We start from the raw sequence: 16034 nt of genomic DNA, 5'->3' as shown, positions 1-16034 counted from the left end.
TCTCCGCATGGCCCTCTTCGCCATCATCTGCAAGGACAAGCCCGGCGCGCTGGACACCCGTCTGGCCACCCGCCCCACGCACCTCGACTACCTGAACCAATCGCAAGGCCTGAAGCTGGCCGGCGCTCTGCTGGGCGACGACGGCAATCCGATCGGCTCGCTGCTGATCGTCGAGGCCGAGGACCTGGCGGCCGCCCAGGCTCAGGCCGACAACGACCCCTTCACCGCCGCCGGCGTGTTCGAGAGTGTCGAGGTGCGGCCCTGGCGCGTGGCGATCGGCGCGCTCTAACGCCTTGCGCGGCGATCCAGACAATCCCGCCCGGCCCGTCGCCGGAACCTCGCTTTGCGCGCTGGACGAGATCCCCTCGCCCGGCTCGAAGGGGTTCCGGTTCCGGGAGGGCGAGGCCCTGTTCGCCGGCTTCGTCGTGCGCCAGGGCGAGAGGCTGGTCGGCTATGTCGACAGCTGCCCGCACGCCGGCTGGCCGCTGGCGGGGTTCGCCGGCCGCTATCTGACGCGCGAGAACGACTACATCCTGTGCGCGGGGCACGGCGCTCTGTTCCAGATCGACGGCGGCGCCTGCGTGGCCGGGCCCTGCCCCGGTCAGGCCCTGACAGCCTGGCCGGTGGCCGTGCGCGACGGTCAGGTCGTCACCGCCTGAACGCTCGCCCAGCGGGCCGGCGCGACACTATGCCACTGCCGATTGGGCGATGTGGTTAAGCGCCGTTAGGCAGATCATCCCGCATTCTCCGCACCACCAAGCGAAGGCGGAGAAATCGACATGGCGTCCCTCGGACGGAAGGTCATGGGTGCGGCGGCGGGCGCGGCCCTGCTGTGCGCGGCGACGGCCGGAACAGGGCTTTGGGTGGCCCACAGCCTCGACTCCGCCCTGGTCCGCGCCGAAGGCTCGGCTCGAATTCTTCGCCTGCACATGCACGGCGACATGATGCACGACGCCCTGCGCGCCGACGTCATGGGCGCCATCATGTCCAGCGATCCGGCGCTCGGGGTCGACCTGAAGGCGGTTCGCGCCGATCTGGCCGAGCACACCGCCGCCTTCAAGCAGGATATCGCCGAGGGCGGCCAGCTGGCCGATGACCCCGCGATCAGCGCGGCCCTCTCTGAAGTAAAGGCCCCGCTGGCCGCCTACATCGCCGCCGCGAACGGCATCGTCGCCATCGCCGACACCGATCCCGCCAGCGCCCGCGCCCGTCTGCCCAGCTTCGCAACCCAGTTCTCGGCGCTCGAGGACAAGATGGAGGTGGCCTCCGGCAAGATCGAAGCAGCCGCCACCCGCGACGCCGACAAGGCCAAGTCGCTGGGCCTTTTGGGCCAGGGCCTCATGGGCGGCCTGCTCCTGATCTCCGCCATCTTCGCCGGCCTGCTGATCTTCGCCGCGCGCCAAGGTCTGATCCTGCCGCTGAATTCGGTGACCAACGCCCTGCGCGCGCTGGCCAACGGCGACGTCAATGTCGCGCTTCCGGTCATCAAGACCCGCGACGAGATCGGCGAGATGACTAGCGCCCTGCGCACCTTCCATGAAACCATTCAGGCGCGCCAAAAGGACCTCGAGGCCGCCGACGTGAGGGACGCCTTGGAAGTGGAGCGGCGCGAGGCCGAGCGGCGGCGCGACGAGGCCGAAGCGGTGCAGAAGGCGGTCGTCAACGCCTTGGCCGAGGCGCTCGACCACTTGTCGGATGGCGACCTCTCGCATCGGATCAACCGGACCTTCCCCGAGGGCTACGAGCGCCTGCGCGTCGACTTCAACGCCGCCGTGGAGAAGCTGTCGGCCGTGATCGCCGCCTCGCTGGAGGCCACCAACATGATCCACGGCGGCTCGCGCGAAATCACCGTGGCGGCCGACGACCTCGCCCGGCGCACCGAGCAGCAGGCGGCGAGCCTGGAAGAGACCGCCGCCGCGCTGGACCAGATCACCGCCAAGGTGCGCCAGACCGCCGAGACGACCAGCCGCACGCGCTCGGTGGTCGAGCGGGCGCGCGAGGCGGCCGGGGCCAGCGGCGACATCGTCGATCAGGCCGTCGGCGCGATGGAAGCGATCGAGAAGTCCTCGGCGCGGATCGGCCAGATCATCGTCGTGATCGACGAGATCGCCTTCCAGACCAACCTCCTGGCCCTGAACGCCGGGGTCGAGGCCGCCCGCGCCGGTGAAGCCGGTCGCGGCTTCGCGGTCGTGGCTCAGGAAGTCCGGGCCCTGGCCCAGCGCTCGGCCGACGCGGCCAAGGAGATCAAGGACCTGATCGCCACCAGCTCGGCGGAAGTCGAACACGGCGTCGAGCGGGTGGGCCGCACGGGCGATGTCCTGCGCGCCATCGCCACCGAGGTGCAGCAGATCGACGGCTTGGTCCGCGACATCGCCGCCTCCGCCGCCGAGCAGGCGCGCGGCCTGGCCGAGGTCAATGGCGCCGTCGCCCAGATGGACCAGGTCACCCAACAGAACGCGGCCATGGTCGAGGAGACCACCGCCGCCAGCCACGCCCTGGCCCAGGAAGCCACGCGCCTGGCCCAACGCATGAGCGAACTGCGGATCAGCGCCGAGGCTCGTAGCGCGGCGGCGGCGTAAGGCGAGCGGCGGCCTTGGCCGCCCTCCACGACGGTCTGACGGCGGAAAGCCCAGGGCTTGCGGAGAACCGCCGTTGGACCTTCGCGTTCAGACCTCATGCCCCGGTTCATCACCATCGGCTATGGAGACAGGTCCGGTTACGATCGGACGGCCAAGGTGGTGCGAGACGCCGCGCATGCGGCCGACGCCCGGCGCGTGCGCGAAGGCGACGTCATGGGTGTGGCGGGTAGGCCCGTGCAGGTGCGAAATCATGACGCCGCGAAGGTGGAAGTGACGGAGGGCTCATTCTTGTCCGCCGATCTGCCGATAGCGGGTTTCGCCCTGATCGAGGCCCCGGACCTGGACGCCGCGATCGCCATCGCGGCCCAAAGTCCCTGCGCGGTGGCGCAGGGCGTCGTCGAGGTCTGGCCTCTGGATCCGGCGTCGGGCCCCAGGGATTAGACGCCCAGACCGCCTAGCGGTCCGCCAGCCAGTCTCCCGACTTGCCGCCGGTCTTTTCCAGCAGGCGCACGGCCTCGATGACCATGCCCTTCTCGGCGGCCTTCAGCATGTCGTAGATCGTCAGGCAGGCGATGGACGCCGCGGTCAGCGCTTCCATCTCGACGCCGGTGGGGCCGGTGGTCTTGACCCTCGCTGTCACCGATAAGCCGCCCTCGGCCGGTTCGACCGACACTTCGACCTTCGACAGGGCCAGGGGATGACACAGCGGGATCAGGTCCGAGGTCTTCTTGGCCGCCATCACGCCCGCCAGCTCGGCTACGGCGCGAACGTCGCCCTTGCGGCCCGAGCCCGATACCGCCAGCGCCAAGGTCTCGGCGCTCATCCGCACGAAGCCGCCGGCGACCGCCTCGCGCGCCGTGGCCGGCTTGTCGGAGACGTCGACCATGCGGGCGCGGCCCTGGTCGTCGATGTGGGTGAGCTTGCTCACGGTTCCAAAAGCCTCATTGTTCGAGCAAGCGGGGCATCAGCTCGACCATGTTGCAGGGCTTGTGGCGGCTGTCGAGCTGGGCGCTGATCACCTTGTCCCAGCCGTCCTTCACCGCGCCGTTGCTGCCCGGCAGGCAGAAGACGAAGACGCCGCCGATCAGCCCCGCCGTGGCGCGCGACTGCAGGGTCGAAAGGCCCACCGAGGCGTAGGACACCAGGTGGAAGACGACCGAGAAACCGTCGATCTTCTTGTCGAACAGGGGCTCCAGCGCCTCGACCGTGACATCGCGGCCGGTCAGGCCCGTGCCGCCCGTGGTGACGATGGCGTCGACGGCCTTGCTGGCGATCCAGTCGCGGACCTGATCGCGAATGCGCTCGATGTCGTCTCGGACCACGACACGGCCGGCAAGCTCGTGACCCGCGGCCTTGATCCGCTCGACCAGGATCTGGCCCGAGGTGTCGCTCGCCTCGTCGCGGGTGTCCGAAACGGTCAGCACCGCCACGCGCACCGGCTTGAACGGCAATTCCGGCTTGATCCCGCCGCCCGGCTTGAGGCCCGCGTCCGACATCGGTTTCTCCACGTTCAATCCCAGCGCTGCGCGTCGGTCCTATCGCGGTCCGTCGGCTCGATCCAGCGCGCGCCGTCCGGACCGTGCTCCTTCTTCCAGAAGGGCGCGCGGCTCTTCAGATAATCCATCAGGAAATCGCAGGCCTCGAAGGCCTCGCGGCGGTGGCCGGCGGCCGTGGCGACGAAGACGATCGCCTCGCCCGGCGCGATACGGCCCACGCGGTGGACGACCTGGACGTCCTGCAGATGGAAGCGCGCGACGGCCTGGGCCGCGATCTCGCCGATCGCCGCCTCGGTGAAGCCGGGATAGGCCTCGAGCTCCAGCGCCGCGGCCTGGCCCTGTTCGGCGCGCGCCAGTCCCACGAAGGTCGCCACGGCCCCCGTCTCGGCCCGATCGGCGCAGAAGGCCGTCACCAGCGCGCCCGGCTCGAACGGCCGGTCGGTCAGGACGATTTTCATCCGCCGCTCATCGGCGGCAGGAAGGCGACCTCGGCGCCGGCCGCCAGGGACGCCTCGCCTCGCACCAGGACCTTGTCGACGGCGACCTGCACGCCCGGCGCGGCCAAGGCTTCGCCCAGCCCCGCGTCCTCGGCGGCCAGCGCCGCGCGCAAAGCGGAAAGGTCACCGGCCTCGACCGAGCGGTCGCGCCAGCCCGCCTGATCGGCCAGGCGTCCGAACAGCAGCACGCGCGCCATCTTTAGCCTCCCGTCGTCGACATGTGGCGGGCGACCGCCGGACGCGCCGCGGCGATCTGGAAATCATGGCCCTGGGGCTTGGTCCCAATGGCCGCGAAGATCGCCGCCCGAAGCCTCGCCTCGTCGGCGCCGGAGCGCAGCACCGCCCGCAGATCGCTGGCGTCGTCGCGGCCCAGGCAGGTGTGCAGGGTGCCTGTGCAGGTCAGACGCACCCGATTGCAGGCCTCGCAGAAATTGTGGCTGAGCGGGGTGATGAAGCCCAAGCGGCCGCCCGTCTCGGTGATCCGGACGTAACGGGCCGGCCCGCCGGTGGCGAACGGGATGTCCTCCAGCGTCCAGTACGAAGAAAGATCGCGCCGCACCTCGGCCAGGGACAGGAACTGGTCGGTGCGGTCCTGCTCGACCTCGCCCAAGGGCATGGTCTCGATCAGGCTGATGTCGCAGCCGCGCGCGTGGGCCCAGGCGATCAGGTCCGGCAGATCCTTGGCGTTGTCGTCCTTCAGCGCCACGGCGTTGATCTTCACCGCCATGCCGGCGGCCTGGGCCGCGTCGATCCCGGCGATCACCCGCGCCACGTCGCCGCCTCGGGTCAAACGACGGAAGATCGCCGGGTCCAGCGCGTCCAGCGACACGTTGATCCGCCGCACGCCGTGGCGGGCGAGCTCGGCGGCGTAACGCTCCAGCTGAGCGCCGTTCGTGGTCAGGGTCAGCTCATCGAGAGCGCCGGACGCCAGATGCCGCGACAGCCGCTCGACCAGGGTCATGAAGCCCTTGCGAACCAGCGGCTCGCCGCCGGTCAGGCGCAGCTTGCGCACGCCCAAGGCCACGAAGGTCGAGGCCAGGCGGTCCAGCTCCTCCAGGGTCAGCACGTCGGCCTTCGGCAGGAAGGTCATGTGCTCGGCCATGCAGTAGACGCAGCGCAGGTCGCAGCGGTCGGTGACCGAGACGCGCAGATAGGTGACGGCGCGGCCGAAACCGTCCACCAAGACGGGCGGGCGGGGCGTGGCCAAGACCGCTTGCGCGGCGCTGTCGTCATAAGGCGTCATGTCTGACCGCAAGATAGGCGCTGGAGCCCATGACGCAAAGCCATACCCCGGCCTTGGAGGCGATCGTGCTGGCGGCCGGCCGCGGCGCCCGCTTCGGAGGCGACAAGCTGCTGGCCCCGCTGAATGGCGCGCCCCTCGTGGCGGGCGCCTTGCGGACCGCCCTCGCCGCGCCCGTACGCCGGGTCTTCGTGGCGGTCGGCGACGATCCCCGTCTGGTCGCCGCTCTGGAGGCGGCGGCCGCGCGGCTGGAGGCGGCTCATCGTGTGGTCCTCGTTCCCGTCCCGAACGCGGCCGAGGGCATGGGCGCGTCGCTGAGAACCGCGGCCGCCGCGCTTCCGGCCGACACAGCGGGCGTCTTTGTCTTCCTCGGCGACATGCCGGCGATCGCCTTGGAAACGCCGTCGCATCTGGCGGCCGTCCTGGACGCCCCGCAGCGCATCGCCGTTCCCGTCCTCGCTGGTCGACGCGGACACCCGGTGCTGTTCGGGGCAGACTGGCTGCCAGCGCTGGCCAAGCTTGACGGCGACGAGGGCGCGAGGGCGCTGCTCACGCAGGCGGGATCACGCCTGATCACGGTCGAGGTCAGCGACCCAGGGGTGCTTCTCGACATTGACCGGCCCGAGGATCTGGCTCGGCTCGCGCAAGCTACTGGAGCGGGCGGTCGGGATCGCTGAGGATTTCCTGGATCTTGGCCACCAGGGCCAAAGCGCCCTCGGTGTCGCCCCGTTCCTGCATCGCGGCCAGGCGAGGCACCAGGACCAGCAAGACCCTCCGGTGGTCCTCGCGGAGCCGCGACAGCGCCGCGCGGAATTCCGCCACATCGTCCTCGACTTGGTCTCCCGAGGAACCGGACAGCTCGGCCATGAACACCCCACGCTTTGGCGAACAGGGACACAATGCTCGGATAGGTCGATTCCGTCCAGCCTGCCGCGTTGTCAGGCGCCCCGGATTAGGGGAAGTCGGGCGGTGGCCCGCTGGTCGAGCGCCAGAAGGGCGTTGGCGACGGCTGGCGCGATGACAGGCGTGCCAGGCTCGCCCACCCCGCTGGGCGCGTTTCCGGAAGGCACGATATGGGTCTCCACCATCGGCGCCTCGTTGATCCGCAGCACGCGGTAGGTGTCGAAATTGCCTTGATCGACCTTGCCGTCCGTCAGAGTCACTTCACCAAACAGCGCCGCCGACAGGCCATAGCAAATCCCGCCCTCCATCTGGGCGGCGATCTGGTCGGGCGAGATGGCCACGCCGCAGTCGACGGCCGCGATCACGCGACCGACGCGCGGGACGCCCTCCTCGCGCTTGACCTCGGCGACCTGGGCGACCACGGAGCCGAAGCTCTCGTGCACGGCCACGCCCCGCGCCCAGCCGGGCGTCGCAACGGGCCCGGCCTTGTCGATCGCATGATTCAGCGCCGCCAGATGCCGGTCGGCGCCGGCCTTCCGATAGAGCGCCCGGCGATACTCGACCGGATCCTTGCCGGCCTTGCGGGCCAGCTGATCGATCGTGTGCTCCATGACGAAGGCGGTGTGGGTCGCCCCCACCGAGCGCCACCACAACACGGGCACGCCCACGTCCGGGAAAGCAACCTGCGCGTCGACCACGGGCGTGGCCTTCAGGTAGGGCGAGCCCGCCGCGCCCTCGATGGCGGTCTGGTCAGGCCCCTTGCCCATCGGCATGGGCGAGCCTTTCATGATCGACTGGGTGACGATCCGATGGCGCCAGGCCGCCGGATAGCCGTCCTTGTCCAGCGTCACCTTGACCGCATGGACCACGATCGGCCGGAAATAGCCGGCCTGCATGTCGTCCTCCCGCGTCCAGACCAACTTCACCGGCCGGCCGTCGCCAACCTTCTTGGCGATGTGGACGCATTCGGCGACGTAGTCGGACTGGAAGTTGGCGCGACGGCCGAACGAGCCGCCGGCGAACAGGGTCTCGACCTCGACCGAGCCCGGCAGGCAGCCGACGATCTTGGCCGCGTTCAGCTGATCCAGCGTCGGACCTTGCGACCCGAACACCAACTTGACCTTCGAGCCGTCCACCGAGGCGACGCAGTTCATCGGCTCCATGGTGGCGTGGGCGAGATAGGGAAACTCGTAGGTCGCCTCGAACACGTTCTCGCCCTTGGCCGAAGCCAGGGACGAAGCGTCGCCGCGCTGGTCGAACGGCTCCCATTTGACCGACGCATCCTTGCCGACGAGGACGTCTTTGAAATGCTGGGCGATCGCGGCCGACCCCCGCTTTTCAGCCTTGTCCTCGTCCCATGTGACATTCAGCGCCTCGCGGCCAAGCTTGGCGGCGTAGGTGTTCTGGGCGACCACCGCCACGCCGGACGGGACCTGGAAGACATCAACCACGCCAGCGACCTTCTTGGCCTCCGTCGCGTCGAAGCTCTTCACCTTGGCGCCGAAGCGTGGCGGGTGGGCGACCATGGCCGTCAGCATGTTCGGAAGGCGGACGTCTTGGGTGTAGCGCGCCGTCCCATCGCTCTTGGCCTGGGAGTCCTTGCGGCGCACCCGGTCCGTGCCGATCAGCGCGAAGGCCTTGGGGTCCTTCAGCTTGACCTCAGTCGGCGGTGGGACCTTGGCCGCGTCGGTCAGCAGGTCGGCGAAGGTCGCGGCCTTGCCTGAGGCGTGGGTCAGGAGGCTGTCCTTGACCGTGATCTCCCCGGCTGGGACGTTCCAGCGATTGGCGGCGGCCTGGACGAACATGGCACGGGCGGTGGCCCCGGCCTTGCGCAACTGGTCCCAGGAGTTGGCGATCGCCGACGAGCCGCCCGTCAGCTGCGCGCCGACATTGCCGTTGGAATAGAGCTTGGCGTTGGCCGGCGCGTACTCGACCCGCACCCGGCTCCAGTCGGCGCCCAGCTCCTCGGCGACGAGGGCCGCCAGACCCGCGTGACTGCCCTGGCCGAACTCGATGTGCTTGGAGATCACCGTCACCGCGCCGTCGGGCGCGATCTTGATGAAGGGGCCGAACGCGCCGACCTCGACCTTGGAGCCCATGCTCATCAGATCGGCCGGCGAGCAGCCGACCAGCAGCGAACCCCCGACCAGCGAGGCGGCCACGACCACGTCGCGGCGGCTGGGCGCCGTCGGTTTGAAGGGCCTGTTCATTGGGCGCCTCCCTCTGCGACGTCCTTGATCGCCGCGCGGATGCGCTGGTAGGCGCCGCAGCGGCAGATGTTCCCGGCCATGGCGCTGTCGATATCCTCGTCGGAGGGCTTGGGCTTCTCGGCCAACAGCGCGGCGGCCGACATGATCTGACCCGACTGGCAGTAGCCGCATTGGGGCACGTCGTGACGCACCCACGCCGCCTGGACCGGGTGAGCGCCGCCGAGGCCCTCGATCGTGGTGATCTTGCCCGCGCCGACCGCGGCGATCGGCGTCACGCAGGACCGGATGGGCTGGCCGTCGAGGTGAACCGTGCAGGCGCCGCACTGAGCCATGCCGCATCCGAACTTCGTGCCAGTCAGCCCCAGTTCGTCGCGCAGCACCCAGAGCAGCGGCGTATCGGGCGCGGCCTGCGCCGTCACCGCCTTGCCATTGATGTCCAGCGTGGTCGCCATGTCGCGTGCCTCCCCGCAGTCGCCCGCCTCCAAAGCTAACACCGTTCACATCAGGCTTGACCAGCGTAAATCGTGTTCGCCTGGATCGTGGTCGACCAAACCCGCTATGCTGGACCGATCGATCACCCGGAGGCTCCGGTATGCGGCGCGCCCTTGTTCCCCTCGTCCTGCTGGCCCTGACGGCGGCGGGCTGCGCGACCCTGGCGCCGGACGCCACCGACGCGCCGATCCGCTACCGATGCCAGGCGGGCAAGAACTTCACCCGCCGCCTACGCCCTGCACGGCAAGCGGGTCGTGGTGAGCGCCGGCGGCGTCACCCGAACCCTGAAGCTGGCGCGCTCGGGTTCAGGCGCCCGCTACACCGCGGGCCAGGCCGAGATCTGGAGCAAAGGCCCGGACGCCATGCTGAAAGGCTTCCCCGGCGGCCCCTATCAGGATTGCCGGTCGCAGTAGTTCCGAAGGACCCGACGTTGGACTCTTTTCCCGCCTACTTCCCCTTGGCCGGGCGCAAGGTCGTGATCGCCGGTTCAGGCGAGCCGGCCGAGGCCAAGGCCCGGCTGTTTGAGGACTCTCCCGCCACGGTCGTGCGCCTGGAAGGCCCGGAGGCGTTCGCCGCGGACGCCTATCGGAACGCCGTCCTGGTGTTCGTGGGCGATGCGGACGAGGCCTTCGTCCAGGCCGCCGTCGCCGCGGCGCGGGCGGCCGGCGCGCTGGTCAACGTCGTCGATCGCCCCGCCCTCTGCGACTTCAACACGCCCGCCATCATCGACCGGGGCCAGGTGGTGGCGGCGGTCGGGACGGGCGGCTCGGCGCCGGTCATGGCGACGCTCTTGCGCAACGCCATCGAGGCGCAGGTCCCCGAAGGCGTCGGTCGGGTCGCCGCCCTGCTCGCTCGATTTCAGGACGAGGTGCGACGCGCCCTGCCCGTGCTGCACGAGCGCCGCGCCTTCCTCCGCGCGGCCGTGCGCGGCCCGGCGGCGGAAGCGGCCCTGGCGGGCGACATGGCCCGGGCCGAGACCCTGCTCCGCGACGCCCTGGCCGACGGAGAGGCCCGCGCGGGCGGCGTGAAACTCCTTTCCGCCGACGGCCCCGTCGAGCTCTTGAGCCTGAGGGCGGCCCGCGCCCTCGGGACCGCCGACGTCGTGGTCATCGACGCGGCCGCCGATCCGGAAGTCGTCCGCCTGGCGCGGCGCGACGTCGAGCGCCTGTCGGGAGATGAGGCCGCCCCCGATCATCTGACCGCGCTGGCGCGCGAGGGCCGGCAAATCGTCTGGCTTCACGCAGGGCCGGTCGCTCCCGCAACGCTTGAGGCGCTGGCGGGCGCGGGCGTCACCGTCGACACCCTGCCCATCGCCGAGCCCGACGGGCGAAGGCCCTAGTCCAGCGGCCGCCCTTTCGTTTCCGGCAGGAAGAACACCGTGGTCAGCACGCTGAGCAGGGTGAAGGCCACCGGGTACCAGAGACCGGCGTAGATATCGCCGACCGCCGTCACGATGGCGAAGGCGAAGAAGGGCACGAAGCCGCCCACCCAGCCGGTGCCGATATGGTAGGGCAGCGACAGCGCCGTGTAGCGCACGCGGGTGGGGAACAGCTCGACGAGCGCGGCCGCCAGGGGTCCGAACAAGGCCGTGGCCGCGATCACGAACACGAACAGCACGCCCAGCATCATCGGGCGGTTCATCCGGGCCGGGTCGGCCTTGGCCGGATAGCCGGCGTCAGCCAGCGCCGCCTTGATCTTCGCCTCGACCGCCGCCTTCACGACCTTGGCCTCGGCCTTGGACAAGCCCTTGGCGCTCTGGGACACGACCTCGACGCCGCCGACCTTCATGGTCGCCACCGATCCAGCGGGAGCCTTCTGGTTGGCGTAGGAGACGCCCGCATTGGCGAGCGCGCTCTTGACGATGTCGCAAGCGGTGACGAAGGCCGCCTTGCCCACGGGGTCGAACTGCAGGGAACAGTCCTTGGGATCGGCGACCACCACCACCGGGGCGCGGGCGCTGGCCTCGGCCAGGGCGGGGTTGGCGGCCTTCTCCAGGAGATGAAAGCCGGGGAAGTAGAACAGCAGCGCCAGGGTCATGCCACCCAGCATCACCGGCTTGCGGCCGATACGGTCCGACAGCCAGCCGAACACGACGTAGAAGACGGCGCTGATCGCCGTGGCGGTCATCATCAGGCCGTTGATGTCGACCGGATCGACCTTCAGGAATTTCTCCATGAAGGTCTGGACGTAGAAGAAGCTGGTGTACCAGACCGCCCCCTGCGCCGACATCATCGCGAAGAAGGCCAGCAGGACCAGCTTCAGGTTCTTCCATTGGCCGAACGCCTCGGCATAGGGCGCCTTGGAGGCTTCGCCCTCGGCCTTCATGGCCTCGAAGGCGGGGCTTTCGGTCAGCTTCATCCGCATCCAGACCGAGACGCCCAGCAGGCCGATCGAAACGGCGAACGGGATGCGCCAGCCCCAGGCGTCGAAGGCGTCGGGGCCGACATGCGCACCGAGAACCCAGCGTGTCAGCAGGATGACCAGGAGAGCGCCAAACAGGCCGAACGCGGCCGAGGTCTGCACCCAGGAGGTGGACCAGCCCCGCTGATCGGGCGGCGAATGCTCGGCAACGTAGATGGCCGCGCCGCCGTACTCCCCGCCCAGGGCGAAGCCCTGCACGCAGCGCATCAGGACCAGCAGGATCGGCGAGATGATCCCCGCCTGCTGATAGGTCGGCAGGAAGGCGATGGCGAAGGTCGCCCCGCCCATCAGCAGCACGGTGGCCAGGAACGCGCCCTTGCGGCCGCGGCCTGGTCGCCGATCTTGCCGAACACCAGGGCGCCCAGGGGGCGGAACGCGAAGCCCACCCCGAACAGGGCCAGGGCGGCGATATAGCCCGCGGTCTCGGGCAGGCCGGCGAAGAACGTCTTGGAGATGACCTGGGCCAGGCTGCCGAAGATGAAGAAGTCGTACCACTCGAACGCGGTGCCGGCCGACGACGCCGCCACCACCGTGCGCATCGAGGCGCGTTCCTGACTCCGGTCGGCCATGTGTTCTCCCTGTTTTCTCCTGCTTTAGCGTGGTTCAGCCCGCGGGGAAAAGAGGCGGAACGTCGTTAGGCCAACGCGCCTCCCGCCGCTCTCGCGCCAGACGACCCATTGTTCGACAGGCGAAGAATCTCGGCGACCAAGGCCGCCGGGGAAATCGGCTTGGCGGCGACGCCGTCCATGCCGGCGGCGCGATAGGCGGCGCGCTGATGGGCCATGACATTGGCGGTCAGGGCGATGATCGGCGACCGGGCGGCCTCGCCCGGGAGCGCGCGGATCCGCCGGGCCGCCTCGAGGCCGTCCATGCCGGGCATCTGCACGTCCATCAGGATCAGGTCGAAACCGCCGTCGCGCGCCGCGGCCACCCCTGAAGCGCCGTCGTCGGCCACGGTGACCGCCGCGCCGAGCTGCTCCAGGATGCGCCGCGCCACCAGTTGGTTCGTCGCATTGTCCTCGACCACCAGCACGCGCAGCCCGGCCAGGAGGTCGTCGGCCTCGCTCCCGATCCCCGCGGGCGCGGCGGCGGGCGGCGCGGCGATGGTCAGGCTGAAAGTCGAACCCTCGCCTGGCTTCGAGCGGAGCGTGATGTCGCCGCCCAGCATTCGCGCCAGGTTGCGGCTGATCGCCAGGCCGAGGCCCGAGCCCCCGAACCTGCGCGTGGTGCTGGCGTCGGCTTGCTGGAAGCGCTCGAACAGGCGCTCTTGCGCCGCCAGCGGCACCCCGACCCCGGTGTCGACGACGTCGAAGACCAGGCGCTGCGCGTCCGCCGCGCCAAGCCGGCGCACGCGCACGGTCACCGAGCCCTTCACCGTGAACTTGACCGCGTTGCCGATCAGGTTGAACAGCGCCTGGCGCACCCTTGTCGCGTCGGTCTGGATCCAACCCAGGTTCTGGGCGATGTCGAGGTCCAGGCTCAGACCTTTCTCCGACGCCGGACCCGCCAGAAGACGCACCACGCCGCGCGCCAGTTCGGCGGGGTCGACCGCCTCGTGGTTCAGCTCGAGCCGCCCAGCTTCGATGCGCGAAATGTCGATGACGTCGTCGAGCAGGGTCGAGAGCATCTGACCGGCGGCGAGGGCCTCGCCCAGCAGGTCGGCGTTCTCGCCGGACGGCAGTTCGCGCTTGAGCACGTGCAGGACCCCCAGCACACCGTTCATCGGGGTGCGGATTTCATGACTCATATTGGCCAGGAACTGGGCCTTGGCCTCGCTGGCCGCCTGGGCCGCGCGCTCGGCGGCCATCAGGGCCAGCTCGGCCCGCTTGTGTTCGTCGATATCGAGAACCAGACCGAACGCCTTGCGCGGACGGCCGCTGGAATCGCGCCGGGCTTCGTGGAAAACCCGGATCCAGCGCGTCTCGCCCTCGGAGGGGCACAGCCGCACGTCGTATTCGTGCGCGCCTTGGTCCCCCAGTCGCCGCCATTCCGCGGCGGCCGCGTAGAGTTTCTTGCGATCCTCGGGATGGATCATCGGCCAGATGGCCTCGCGGACGTCCTCGTAGCCGACCCGACGCCCAACCATGCGATGGAATTCCGGCGAGCCCCAGAAGCTGGCGCGCTCATGGTCGATCTCGTAGACGCCGGCCCGGGCCGCGCCCAGCGCCACCTTGAGGCGGCGGGCGTTGATCCGCGCCTCGCGCCGCGCGGCCGCCAGGGCCGTCACGTCGTCCATGTAGGTGATCACGCCGACGATCTCGCCGTTCACGTCGCGCCAAGGCCGCGCCTCCCAGCGCAGGCAGTGCTCGTCGCCCTCGGCGTCGAGCAACCGGTCCTCCCGGCGGGTCACGATCTCGCCCGACAAGGCCCGCGCCACGCCGGCGACGAAACGGCGTCGGCTGCCGTTGGTCAGCTCCTGCAGCGACCTGCCGATGACGTCCGCCTCGGTCGCCTTGAAGATCTCGAGAAACTTGGGGCTGACCAGTCGCAGGCGCAGATCGACGTCGTAAACGCCGACCGCGAACGGTGCGTCTTCGACCAGCCGGCGGGCGCGACGCTCGCTCCAGATCGCCTTGTCGCGACTGCGCGCCACGTCGGTGATGTTCTGTGAAATGCCCTTGAGGGCGTGGAGGCCGCCCGGGCGCGGTTCGGCGCGATAGGTGCTGCGGAAGGTCAGCCAGCGGCCATGGTGGCCGCGCAGGCGATACTCCATCGATCCGCCTTCGCCGGTCTGCACCGCTCGGCTGAAGGCCTCGGCGACCTTGCCTCGCTGCTCGGGCGCGATCCGCGCGAAGAACAGCTCCGGCGTGGCGATCTCGGCGGGCGTGAGGCCCAACGCCGCCACGGCGTCCGGCGTCCAGTCGATGCGGGCGTCGGCGGGTTCATAGCTCCAGATGCCGATGCCAGCGGCCTCGGCGAGCATCTCGTGGGTGCGCCTGGCCGCCTCCAGTTGCGCCCGCGCTTCGACCTCGCCGGAGATGTCGTGCATCAGCCCGATCATCTCGCCGTGAGGCCCCAGCCGCGAACGGCCCTGCAGCCAGACCCAGCGGCCGTCCTTGCAGAGAACCCGAACCTCGTTGATCGCCGATCCTGTCTCCCGCAGGCGGCGCGAGGAGTCGATCAGTTCGGCGTGGCTGTCGGGATGGATGAACTTTATGGTCGGATGCCCGACCAGCTCGTCGGCCGACCAACCGGTGAGCGTGGTCCAGGCGGCGTTGACCCTGGCGAACCGCCCTTCCGGTGAAACGACGGTGAAGAGATCGCTGGCGTTGTCGAAGAACCAGCGCGCGGCCTCGGCCTCGTCGAAGGACGAGGACCCGCGCGTCGTCGCTTGCACGCCGTCCGCTTTGATCGTCGCCTCAGACATTCAGTCTCCGCCAAGTTGGGCGGATCGTGCGGCGCAACCGTAAACTTTAGGTTCGCGGTACCGGCGTTCTTCGAACATTGCGCCCGAAATCGTCAGACCTCGGCCCACTGGCGCAGCAGGTTGTGATAGACGCCGGTCAGAGACAGGATCCCCTCCTCGTCCTGATCGACCTTCCGGGACAGGCGCTGGATGGCGACGTCCATGTCCAGCAACAGGCCGCGCTTGACGTCGTCGCGCACCAGGCTCTGGATCCAGAAGAAGCTGGCCACCCGCGCGCCGCGCGTGACCGGCGTGACGTGGTGCAGGCTGGTGCTGGGATAGAGGATCGCGTCTCCCGCGCCCAGCTTGACGACGTGGTCGCCATAGAGGTCGTTCACCACCAGCTCCCCGCCGTCATAGTCCTCGGGCTCGGCCAGGAAGAGCGTGCAGGACAGGTCCGTGCGCAGCCGCTGGCCGGTCACGGGATCGCGGCGGATCGCGTTGTCGACGTGGTCCTTGAAGCCCATGCCCTCGCCGTAGCGGTTGAACATCGGCGACAGGATGGTGTGCGGCAGGGCGGCCGAGACGAACAACGGATTCGACTGCAGCGCCTGGACGATGATCGCCCCGACCTGGCGCGCCTCGGCGCTTTCCTGCGGCAGCTGCTCGTTGTTCTTGGCGCGCGCGGCCTGGAAGCCCGAAGTCACGTTGCCGTCCACCCAAGGGCCGGCGTCGAGGATCGCCCGGCACTCGGCCACCTGCGCCTTGGTCAGCACTTCGGGAATCTGCAGCATCATGAGCGACATCCTATTTGCGAACCGTTCCTAGCTGAGTGGGCCAGCGTCTCCTT

At 69.7% G+C, this 16034-nt stretch carries 16 protein-coding genes and 2 pseudogenes; 7 read left to right on the top strand and 11 right to left on the bottom strand.

The window, feature by feature from the left end:
* Positions 1–7: 7 nt before the first annotated feature.
* From CSEG_RS00305 to CSEG_RS00290, 4 genes are all read left to right on the top strand, one after another.
* Complete coding sequence (locus CSEG_RS00305) at positions 8–289, top strand: YciI family protein (RefSeq protein WP_013077265.1); 282 nt, start codon at positions 8–10, stop codon at positions 287–289.
* A gap of 4 nt (positions 290–293) precedes the next feature.
* The gene (locus tag CSEG_RS00300; protein ID WP_013077264.1) at positions 294–659 is read left to right on the top strand and encodes a Rieske (2Fe-2S) protein; all 366 of its coding nucleotides are present in this window, start codon (positions 294–296) and stop codon (positions 657–659) included.
* 120 nt (positions 660–779) lie between these two features.
* Complete coding sequence (locus CSEG_RS00295; protein ID WP_013077263.1) at positions 780–2579, top strand: methyl-accepting chemotaxis protein; 1800 nt, start codon at positions 780–782, stop codon at positions 2577–2579.
* 96 nt (positions 2580–2675) lie between these two features.
* The gene (locus tag CSEG_RS00290; RefSeq protein WP_013077262.1) at positions 2676–3020 is read left to right on the top strand and encodes a YciI family protein; all 345 of its coding nucleotides are present in this window, start codon (positions 2676–2678) and stop codon (positions 3018–3020) included.
* A 13-nt stretch (positions 3021–3033) separates the two neighbouring features.
* On the opposite strand, the gene moaC is transcribed toward CSEG_RS00290, so the two are convergent.
* The 5 genes from moaC to moaA are packed head-to-tail and all read right to left on the bottom strand — an operon-like array spanning position 3034 to position 5815.
* Positions 3034–3507, bottom strand: coding sequence for a cyclic pyranopterin monophosphate synthase MoaC (gene moaC / locus CSEG_RS00285; protein ID WP_013077261.1), 474 nt, complete (start codon positions 3505–3507; stop codon positions 3034–3036).
* Positions 3508–3520: 13 nt separating this feature from the next.
* The gene (gene moaB, locus CSEG_RS00280) at positions 3521–4075 is read right to left on the bottom strand and encodes a molybdenum cofactor biosynthesis protein B (protein WP_013077260.1); all 555 of its coding nucleotides are present in this window, start codon (positions 4073–4075) and stop codon (positions 3521–3523) included.
* 14 nt (positions 4076–4089) lie between these two features.
* Complete coding sequence (locus tag CSEG_RS00275) at positions 4090–4533, bottom strand: molybdenum cofactor biosynthesis protein MoaE (RefSeq protein ID WP_013077259.1); 444 nt, start codon at positions 4531–4533, stop codon at positions 4090–4092.
* The gene (locus CSEG_RS00270) at positions 4530–4769 is read right to left on the bottom strand and encodes a MoaD/ThiS family protein (protein WP_013077258.1); all 240 of its coding nucleotides are present in this window, start codon (positions 4767–4769) and stop codon (positions 4530–4532) included. The genes CSEG_RS00275 and CSEG_RS00270 overlap by 4 nt, the downstream gene beginning before the upstream one ends.
* Before the next feature lie 2 nt (positions 4770–4771).
* Positions 4772–5815, bottom strand: coding sequence for a GTP 3',8-cyclase MoaA (moaA, locus tag CSEG_RS00265; RefSeq protein WP_013077257.1), 1044 nt, complete (start codon positions 5813–5815; stop codon positions 4772–4774).
* Positions 5816–5844: 29 nt separating this feature from the next.
* Here moaA and CSEG_RS00260 point away from each other — a divergent pair, with 29 nt between their 5' ends.
* Positions 5845–6489 (top strand): nucleotidyltransferase family protein, encoded by a 645-nt coding sequence (locus CSEG_RS00260; RefSeq protein WP_013077256.1) that lies wholly within the window; start codon positions 5845–5847, stop codon positions 6487–6489.
* Here CSEG_RS00260 and CSEG_RS00255 read toward each other — a convergent pair.
* From CSEG_RS00255 to CSEG_RS00245, 3 genes are all read right to left on the bottom strand, one after another.
* A complete protein-coding gene (locus CSEG_RS00255) occupies positions 6461–6679 on the bottom strand; it encodes a hypothetical protein (protein ID WP_013077255.1) in 219 nt (72 codons plus the stop codon). The two genes, CSEG_RS00260 and CSEG_RS00255, sit on opposite strands and share 29 nt — an antisense overlap.
* A 71-nt stretch (positions 6680–6750) precedes the next feature.
* Positions 6751–8925 carry a xanthine dehydrogenase family protein molybdopterin-binding subunit gene (locus tag CSEG_RS00250; RefSeq protein WP_013077254.1) on the bottom strand — a complete coding sequence of 725 codons (2175 nt, stop codon included), beginning with the start codon at positions 8923–8925 and terminating at the stop codon, positions 6751–6753.
* Entirely contained in the window at positions 8922–9377 is a 456-nt protein-coding gene (locus CSEG_RS00245; RefSeq protein WP_013077253.1) for a (2Fe-2S)-binding protein, read from the bottom strand. The genes CSEG_RS00250 and CSEG_RS00245 overlap by 4 nt, the downstream gene beginning before the upstream one ends.
* Before the next feature lie 140 nt (positions 9378–9517).
* Between CSEG_RS00245 and CSEG_RS21750 the strand changes: the two are divergent.
* Positions 9518–9830: pseudogene (locus CSEG_RS21750) on the top strand (MliC family protein).
* Positions 9831–9847: 17 nt separating this feature from the next.
* Positions 9848–10756, top strand: coding sequence for an NAD(P)-dependent oxidoreductase (locus CSEG_RS00240; RefSeq protein WP_013077252.1), 909 nt, complete (start codon positions 9848–9850; stop codon positions 10754–10756).
* On the opposite strand, the pseudogene CSEG_RS00235 reads toward CSEG_RS00240, so the two are convergent.
* The 3 genes and pseudogenes from CSEG_RS00235 to CSEG_RS00225 form a co-directional block, all read right to left on the bottom strand.
* Positions 10753–12407: pseudogene (locus CSEG_RS00235) on the bottom strand (MFS transporter). The gene CSEG_RS00240 and the pseudogene CSEG_RS00235 overlap by 4 nt on opposite strands.
* Before the next feature lie 65 nt (positions 12408–12472).
* A complete protein-coding gene (locus tag CSEG_RS00230) occupies positions 12473–15205 on the bottom strand; it encodes a PAS domain-containing hybrid sensor histidine kinase/response regulator (protein WP_013077251.1) in 2733 nt (910 codons plus the stop codon).
* 92 nt (positions 15206–15297) lie between these two features.
* Positions 15298–15981 carry a Fe2+-dependent dioxygenase gene (locus CSEG_RS00225; RefSeq protein ID WP_013077250.1) on the bottom strand — a complete coding sequence of 228 codons (684 nt, stop codon included), beginning with the start codon at positions 15979–15981 and terminating at the stop codon, positions 15298–15300.
* Between the last annotated feature and the right edge of the window lie 53 nt (positions 15982–16034).

Origin of the sequence: Caulobacter segnis ATCC 21756, assembly GCF_000092285.1 — a bacterium.
GTDB classification, from domain to species: Bacteria; Pseudomonadota; Alphaproteobacteria; order Caulobacterales; family Caulobacteraceae; genus Caulobacter; species Caulobacter segnis.
The sequence above is the reverse complement of the archived record's forward strand: the minus strand, read 5'-3'. Positions and strand labels throughout refer to the sequence as shown.

Excerpts from the sequence above, each read along its gene's own strand:
- CSEG_RS00305 (WP_013077265.1), top strand. The coding sequence starts at position 8 with ATGGCCCTCTTCGCCATCATCTGCAAGGACAAGCCCGGCGCGCTGGAC.
- CSEG_RS00295 (WP_013077263.1), top strand. The coding sequence starts at position 780 with ATGGCGTCCCTCGGACGGAAGGTCATGGGTGCGGCGGCGGGCGCGGCC.
- CSEG_RS00290 (WP_013077262.1), top strand. The coding sequence starts at position 2,676 with ATGCCCCGGTTCATCACCATCGGCTATGGAGACAGGTCCGGTTACGAT.
- moaB (WP_013077260.1), bottom strand. The coding sequence starts at position 4,075 with ATGTCGGACGCGGGCCTCAAGCCGGGCGGCGGGATCAAGCCGGAATTG.
- CSEG_RS00275 (WP_013077259.1), bottom strand. The coding sequence starts at position 4,533 with ATGAAAATCGTCCTGACCGACCGGCCGTTCGAGCCGGGCGCGCTGGTG.
- CSEG_RS00270 (WP_013077258.1), bottom strand. The coding sequence starts at position 4,769 with ATGGCGCGCGTGCTGCTGTTCGGACGCCTGGCCGATCAGGCGGGCTGG.
- moaA (WP_013077257.1), bottom strand. The coding sequence starts at position 5,815 with ATGACGCCTTATGACGACAGCGCCGCGCAAGCGGTCTTGGCCACGCCC.
- CSEG_RS00260 (WP_013077256.1), top strand. The coding sequence starts at position 5,845 with ATGACGCAAAGCCATACCCCGGCCTTGGAGGCGATCGTGCTGGCGGCC.
- CSEG_RS00255 (WP_013077255.1), bottom strand. The coding sequence starts at position 6,679 with ATGGCCGAGCTGTCCGGTTCCTCGGGAGACCAAGTCGAGGACGATGTG.
- CSEG_RS00250 (WP_013077254.1), bottom strand. The coding sequence starts at position 8,925 with ATGAACAGGCCCTTCAAACCGACGGCGCCCAGCCGCCGCGACGTGGTC.
- CSEG_RS00245 (WP_013077253.1), bottom strand. The coding sequence starts at position 9,377 with ATGGCGACCACGCTGGACATCAATGGCAAGGCGGTGACGGCGCAGGCC.
- CSEG_RS00230 (WP_013077251.1), bottom strand. The coding sequence starts at position 15,205 with ATGTCTGAGGCGACGATCAAAGCGGACGGCGTGCAAGCGACGACGCGC.
- CSEG_RS00225 (WP_013077250.1), bottom strand. The coding sequence starts at position 15,981 with ATGATGCTGCAGATTCCCGAAGTGCTGACCAAGGCGCAGGTGGCCGAG.